Below are 6,572 nucleotides of genomic sequence, written 5' to 3' on the forward strand. Positions count from 1 at the left end.
TCCTCACCACGCCGACCACCTCGTCGACGCTGGCGGGCAGCGTGACGAGTGCGGGCACGCTCTTGTACGCTGCGAGGCCGTCCGACTCGTAGGTGCGGCGCTGCGCGTACTCGGTCACCAAACCGTCGTCTCCCAGCACGTCGTGAAGATCCCGCTCAACCGCGGCGACGTCAATCTGTGCCCCGCCGGCCTCCGTGCCGGCAGCATGCCCGGCGGCATCGTCTGATCGGATGGGGCGGGCGTCGTCCCGCGACTCGACCACATCGCGCTGGGCTCGAGTACGCCCGGCGCTGTTACGGCGGTTGCGTCGTCGCAGTTCCGTCATCGCGGCACCCACTCTCGGGACATCCCGATGACGCCATGTTAACGGGGGTTCCTTGACTCACGTAACGCTTGGATAGGGTTCGAGCGCCCTCAGCGTTACGTGAGTCAAGGAACCCCTGTGTCTAACCCGATCCGCCCCGCCGGCCGCAGACCAAGCTGAAGGCTCGACGGGCCGGAGAGCTTCTTGACTGATCTTCGGCCGGCGGAAGATCAACGCATCCAGCAGGTAGAGCAACCCGCCGGCCGCGTGAGAGGGAGAAGAAATCTCCGGCCACCCGGGGCGAGGACAGCTCCACCTGCGCTCTGCGCCGCCCCTATCCGGTGGTGAGGGTGAGTTCGAAGGTGTAGCGGGATGCGCGGTAGATGTGCGAGCCGTATTCGACGGCCCGGCCGGCTTCGTCGTAGGCGATCCGGTTCATGGTGAGAAGCGGTGCGCCCGGCTTCTCGTCCAGCAGCCGCGCCTCCGCGGCTCGGGCAGCCCGGCCGCCGATGGTCTGTGTCGCGATCGTCAGCCCGATGCCCGCGGCCCGGATCAGATCGTAGAGTCCCTGCTCAGCCAGTGCCTCGCGGCTCAAGGGCAACAAGGTGGTCGGAATGTAGTTGTGCATGATCGACAGCGGCTCATCGCCCGTGTAGCGCAGCCGCTCTATCACGTAGACCTCCGTATCCGGCGGTACGCCGAGCTTCTCCGCGACGGCCTCGGGCGGCGCCTGGATCTCGAAGCTGAGCACCTCGGTGTGCGGCTCGCGCCCGGCGGCACGCAGGTCGTCGAAGAGGCTGGACAGTTCGACCGGGCGTCGCACCTTGGGTTGGACCACTTGGGTGCCGACACCGCGCTTGCGGACGAGCAGACCACGGTCGACGAGGTACTCGATCGCACGCCGCATGGTAGGCCTCGACAGGCCCAGCTGATCCGCGAGCAGGATCTCGTTGTCCAACCGGGTCCCCGGTGGGTACACGCCTGACTCGATGAGCTGCTCAAGATGCTGAGCGACCTGGAAATACAGCGGTACCGGACTGGTGCGGTCGACTACCAGCTGCGGGATGCTCTCGGCCATCCAGACACCTCATCCTCGAATGTATACGGACATCAGTATGTTAAAACATCCAAGCTGTCAGATCCCGGTTGTCCAGACGTACGCGACTTTCGGTCACAATTCGACCAACGTTGTGGATTGGTCTAGCCAAGGTTAAGAGATCGTGACAACCTGACAGCAGCCGAAACCCCGCCCGGCAAACCCCTGCGGAGTCGACCGGGCGCGCCAGCTGCTGGAGGTTCGATGACGACCCCATACAGGTCCCTGACCGGCCATGATGCCGACGGCTACTGTTCCTCGGCCGTTTCGCCGCTGACCAGCTGAACGTTTAAACGTCATGACATCCTCGCATGCGGCGGCAGCGAATCCCGATACGTATGAACCCGACTCGACTCGACACGAGTCTCGATGGCAGTTGGAGGACGGATGAAGACCTACATCACGCGCGGCAGATTCGCCGCGGCGCTCCTCGTTCCCGCACTCGTCTTGGCAGCCTGCGGCGGTGATGACGACGATTCGTCGGACGGTGCGGCCGGTTCCGAGGACGGACAGGTCGCCCTCGTCGTGGCGGAGAACGCGATCCAAGGCGGCAAGAACGCCGAGGCAGCCGAATGGGTCGAGGACTGGGTGATCCCCGAGTTCGAGGCGATGAAGGCGGACGAGGGTGTTGAGGTGACAGTCGGCTTCGAGGGCAGCGGCGTCGACGATGAGGACTACAAGACCGCCTTGGCGCTCGACCTGCAGACTGGCGAGGGCGCCGACGTGATCGGTGGCTTCGACGGGATCTGGACCGGCGAGTTCGCCCAAGCCGAATACATCCAGCCGCTCAGCGAGGTGTATCCGGAGTCGGAGAGCTGGGACGGCTGGGATCAGATCACCGAGAACGTCCAGCAGAACCTGTCCTTCAACGACGAGCGTTACGGAATCCCCGGTGGCACCGACGGCCGCGTCATCTACTTCAACAAAGAACTCTTCGCCGAGGCTGGACTTCCGGAAGACTGGCAGCCCACCAGCTGGGACGAGATCCTGGACGCGGCACGCGCACTGAAGGACCTCGACGGCGTGGTGCCGCTACAGATCAACGCCGGGACGGCCATGGGCGAGGCGACCACTATGCAGGGCTTCCTGCCGTTGCTGGCCGGGACTGGTGCCACCGTCTGGGAAGACGATGTCTGGCAGGGCGCTTCGCCAGGAATGGAACAGGTACTCGACTTCTATGCGACCGTCTACGGCGACGAGGAACTGGGCGACCCGCTGCTCCAGCAAGAGGCAGCAGGAAGGGACAACTCGTTCCTGCAGTTCTCCGAGGGTGAGATCGGCATGCTGATCGAGGGCGACTACCTATGGCGTTCGGTGATCAACGCGGACTCGGACATCGCTCCCATGGAGAACCGGGACGAGGTCATCGGCTGGGCACTGATCCCGGCCATGGAACCGGGAGCCGGTATCGACGGGCAAGACTTCGTCAGCATGTCCGGCGGAGGCGGCCAGGTACTCAACCCGAACACCGAGCATCCAGATCTTGCCTGGGAGCTGATGGCCTTCATGAACTCACCCGAGGCGCTGCTGGAACGGCACAAGGACGATCCGCGGATCACCTCCCGGGCGGACGTGAACGAGGAGCTCATCGACGATCCGATGATCACCTTCATCGCGGAAGAGGTACTGCCGATCTCATTCTTCCGTCCCGGGCTCGAGGAATACCCCGAGGTCTCGATCGCACTGCAGGAAGCCACCGAGACCGTCGTCGGCGGCACCTCGCCGGCGGACGCGGCGCAGCAGTACCAGTCGACGCTCGAAGGGATCGTAGGTGCCGAGAACGTCGCTGAATAAGCAAGAACCGCCGGAGGACCCTCCGCTTGTTTCCACGCCTGAGCGGGGCTTCCTCCGGCGGCGACGGCGGCTCAACGAGGACGCGGCAGGCTTGGGGCGGGCCCGCGCCGGCGCTTTTGTGGCGCCGGCGCTGGTGCTCATCGCCATCTTCCTGGTGTTTCCGGCGCTGTGGACGCTGTATCTGGGCGTCACCAATTGGCGGCTGACCGGCCTGGCGGCCGCCGAGCCGGAGTTCGTCGGGCTGGACAACTACGTCGATGCGGTCACCGACGACCGCTTCGTCGGCTCGCTCACCCGGACCCTGGTCTTCGTCGCCTGCTCCGCGATCGCCGGGCAGATGCTGCTCGGCTTCGCCATCGCGTGGCTGATGCGCCGGGCGAGCAAGGCCGTACGCGGCTTTGTCGAGACGCTCGTGCTGATCGCCTGGATCCTGCCGGCCTCGGTCATCGCGTGGCTGTGGCTCGCCATGCTGGACCGTCGGAACGGTTCCTTGAACGCCATCCTCGGCACCGAAGACACCGCATGGCTGCTCGAGTACCCGATGCAGTCGATCATCGCTTTCAACATCTTCAACGGCACCGCCTTCTCGATGCTGCTGTTCAGCTCGGCGCTGGCTTCGATACCGCCGTCTCAGCTGGAGACGGCGAAGATGTCCGGCGCCGGTACGTGGGCCACACTCCGGGACGTGGTGTTCCCGAACATCCGGGGCCACATCCTGACCGCTGTCCTGCTGGTCACCCTGTGGACGTTCAACGTCTTCACGCCGTACCTGCTGACCGGCGGCGGGCCAGGCCAGGAGACGGAGATCTTCCCGGTCTTCATCTACAACCTGGCGCTGAAGACCGGCGAGCTCGGTCAAGGCGCCGCGTTCTCGCTCATCATGATCGTGATCAACCTCATCATCGCGCTGGTCTACCTGCGGGTGCTCAGGGAACGGAGGCACACGTGACGACCGCCACGGAATCGACGACGCCCGCGGCCCCGGGTCCGGAGAACGGACCGAGCCCACACGAACAGAGCATGGCGTTCGTCCGGACCGCGCTGGGCCGGATCGGGCGCTTCGTGTTCATCGGATTCGTCATCGTGTTCTTTGCGTTGCCCGTGCTCTGGCTGGTCAGCGCCCCATTCGACCGCGCTCCGGCGTTGCGGCTGTCCGTTCCCGAGTTCACGCTGGACAACTTCGACGTACTGCTGGACAACCCGTTCGCGATGCAGTCACTGGGTAACTCGCTGATCATCTCCCTCAGCACGATGGCCATCGTGCTGGTCCTCGCCTCGCTCGCGTCCTATGCGCTCTCCCGGGTCCGGGTGCCCGGGCGTGACATGCTGCTCTACTCGCTGCTGCTGCTGTCGTCGATCGTCACCGGGACAGCCGCGATGGTGCCGACGTTCGTGCTGATCACTGAGCTGAACCTGATCGACACCCAGCTCGCGGTGGTGTTGGTGATGGCCGGTGGGCTGCTCCCGGCGGCGATCTTCATCCTGAAAGACTTCATGGACAACACCCCTCGCAGCTATGAGGAGTCCGCTCGCGTATACGGCGCGTCGTCGCTGCAGATTCTTCGGCACGTCGTCGTTCCGATCGCCCGGCCCGGTCTGGCCACGATCGCCGTCTGGAGTGTGGTGCAGGTGTGGGGCAACTTCCTGGTGCCGTTCATCTTGCTGCGTACGCCGGACAAGCTGCCGGCGGCCGTCGTGATGTTCACCTTCTACACCGAGGGCGGCCAGCCCAACCTCGCGCTCATCTCCGCGTTCTCACTGTTGTTCTCCGTCCCGGTCGTGCTGCTGTATCTGTTCGTCAACCGGCGCTACGGGTTCCGTTTCTATGGAGGTATCAAGAGCTGATGGCGGAGATCGTCACGCAACAGCTGGTGAAGGAGTTCCCCGGTGGCGTCCGGGCCGTCGACGGTCTCGACCTCACCATCGAGGACGGCGAGTTCTTCGCCTTGCTCGGTCCGTCGGGATGTGGGAAGACCACACTGCTGCGCACCATCGCAGGTCTCGAAGCCGCCACCGAAGGCCAGCTGTTCATCGGAGGTCACGATGTCACGAACGTGCCGCCGGGCAAGCGCAAGGTGGCGATGGTCTTCCAGGACTACGCCCTCTTCCCGCACATGTCCGTCGCGGACAACATCGCGTATCCGCTGAAGATTCAGAAGGTCTCCCGGGGTGCCCGGCTCGAGACGGCGGAAGAGACCGCCAACGGGCTGTCGCTGGACGGGCTCACCGGCCGCCGGCCCGGCCAGCTGTCCGGTGGACAGCAGCAGCGGGTGGCTCTAGCGCGCGCGGTGGCCAGCAACCCTCAGGTCTTCTTGTTCGACGAGCCCTTGTCGAACCTCGATGCCCGGCTGCGGCTGGAAGCCCGGACGTTCCTCAAGCGTCTGCAACGTGAGCTCGGCGTCACGACGGTGTTCGTCACCCACGACCAGGCCGAGGCCTTGGCGCTGGCCGACCGGATCGCCATCATGAAGGACGGCCGGCTCCAGCAGATCGGCAGTCCCCGCGAGATCTTCGCCCAGCCTGCCAACACCTTCGTCGCCGGGTTCGTCGGTTCGACGCCGATGAATCTGCATCCCGCCACCATCTCCGGCGATCGGGTCGAAGTGGCGGGTTCAGCCGTGCCGCTGCCGCCGTCGGCGCAGGGCCAGGTGAAGGAAGGCGACGAGGTGATCTGGGGCGCTCGACCCGAGTACCTACGCTGGTCATCGTCACCCGTAGACGGCGCCGTCGAGGGCTCCGTCACCATCGTCGAGAACCTCGGCGCGTCCGCGCTGATCACCGTAGAAGCCCAGGAGATGCTGATCCAGGTGGTCGTGGACGAGGACGACGAACCGTCGCCCGGCACGCGAGGCTGGGTCGTCGCTCGCCATGACCGCACGCTCCTGTTTGATGCCACGACTGACGCGCTCATCGGCGCGACCGCCACCGTGACGTCCGAGCCGACACTGGGCTGAGGCGGCTCCTCATGATCATCGAGGATCCGGCGTACGTGCGCACACCGGATCCTCGATGATCATGGAGACGGAGGATCGAGAATGACGACCCGAATCGAGCGGAAGCTGACACCGGAGGATCGAACGACGTCGCCGTACCTCGAGTTGCCATTCGAGGTGACGCCCGGCACGCCGTCGGTCGAGGTGCGGCTCTCCTTCGACCGCGAACGTGGCGTCATCGACCTGGGCTGCCTCGGCGCGGACGGCTTCCGCGGGTGGTCGGGCGGTGCACGCTCGCGCTTCGTCATCACCGCCGACTCGGCCACCCCTGGGTACCTGCCCGGCGAGCTCGAGCCCGGTATCTGGTCCGTCGTGCTGGGCCTGCATCGTGTTCCCGGTGACGGGCTCGACGTCATCGTCGAGATCGACACGCCGGCGGCCGGAC

The 6,572-nt window shown here is 65.3% G+C and carries 5 protein-coding genes and 2 pseudogenes; 5 read left to right on the top strand and 2 right to left on the bottom strand.

Annotated features, from left to right (window positions below):
• Together ELR45_RS34595 and ELR45_RS05030 are read right to left on the bottom strand one after the other, a co-directional pair.
• Nucleotides 1–325 (bottom strand): annotated as a pseudogene (locus ELR45_RS34595) (hypothetical protein); the annotation flags it as partial.
• 313 nt (nucleotides 326–638) lie between these two features.
• On the bottom strand, nucleotides 639–1,382 hold the full coding sequence (locus ELR45_RS05030; protein ID WP_129663945.1) for a GntR family transcriptional regulator: 744 nt from the start codon (nucleotides 1,380–1,382) through the stop codon (nucleotides 639–641).
• A 405-nt stretch (nucleotides 1,383–1,787) separates the two neighbouring features.
• On the opposite strand from ELR45_RS05030, the gene ELR45_RS05035 reads away from it, so the two are divergent.
• The 5 genes and pseudogenes from ELR45_RS05035 to ELR45_RS34600 form a co-directional block, all read left to right on the top strand.
• Nucleotides 1,788–3,194 carry an extracellular solute-binding protein gene (locus ELR45_RS05035; protein ID WP_205856008.1) on the top strand — a complete coding sequence of 469 codons (1,407 nt, stop codon included), beginning with the start codon at nucleotides 1,788–1,790 and terminating at the stop codon, nucleotides 3,192–3,194.
• Nucleotides 3,172–4,143, top strand: coding sequence for a carbohydrate ABC transporter permease (locus ELR45_RS05040; RefSeq protein WP_205856009.1), 972 nt, complete (start codon nucleotides 3,172–3,174; stop codon nucleotides 4,141–4,143). Before ELR45_RS05035 ends, ELR45_RS05040 begins: the two co-directional genes overlap by 23 nt.
• 71 nt (nucleotides 4,144–4,214) lie before the next feature.
• On the top strand, nucleotides 4,215–5,039 hold the full coding sequence (locus ELR45_RS05045; RefSeq protein WP_129664249.1) for a carbohydrate ABC transporter permease: 825 nt from the start codon (nucleotides 4,215–4,217) through the stop codon (nucleotides 5,037–5,039).
• Nucleotides 5,039–6,148, top strand: a complete 1,110-nt coding sequence (locus tag ELR45_RS05050; protein WP_129663949.1) for an ABC transporter ATP-binding protein — start codon at nucleotides 5,039–5,041, stop codon at nucleotides 6,146–6,148. Before ELR45_RS05045 ends, ELR45_RS05050 begins: the two co-directional genes overlap by 1 nt.
• Before the next feature lie 81 nt (nucleotides 6,149–6,229).
• Nucleotides 6,230–6,572, top strand: a pseudogene (locus tag ELR45_RS34600) (CehA/McbA family metallohydrolase); the annotation flags it as partial.

This window comes from Phytoactinopolyspora endophytica (assembly GCF_004138495.1).
Taxonomy (GTDB): domain Bacteria; phylum Actinomycetota; class Actinomycetes; order Jiangellales; family Jiangellaceae; genus Phytoactinopolyspora; species Phytoactinopolyspora endophytica.

Coding starts and splice junctions, on each gene's coding strand:
- ELR45_RS05035 (WP_205856008.1), top strand. CDS start 1,788: ATGAAGACCTACATCACGCGCGGCAGATTCGCCGCGGCGCTCCTCGTT.
- ELR45_RS05050 (WP_129663949.1), top strand. CDS start 5,039: ATGGCGGAGATCGTCACGCAACAGCTGGTGAAGGAGTTCCCCGGTGGC.
- ELR45_RS05045 (WP_129664249.1), top strand. CDS start 4,215: ATGGCGTTCGTCCGGACCGCGCTGGGCCGGATCGGGCGCTTCGTGTTC.
- ELR45_RS05030 (WP_129663945.1), bottom strand. CDS start 1,382: ATGGCCGAGAGCATCCCGCAGCTGGTAGTCGACCGCACCAGTCCGGTA.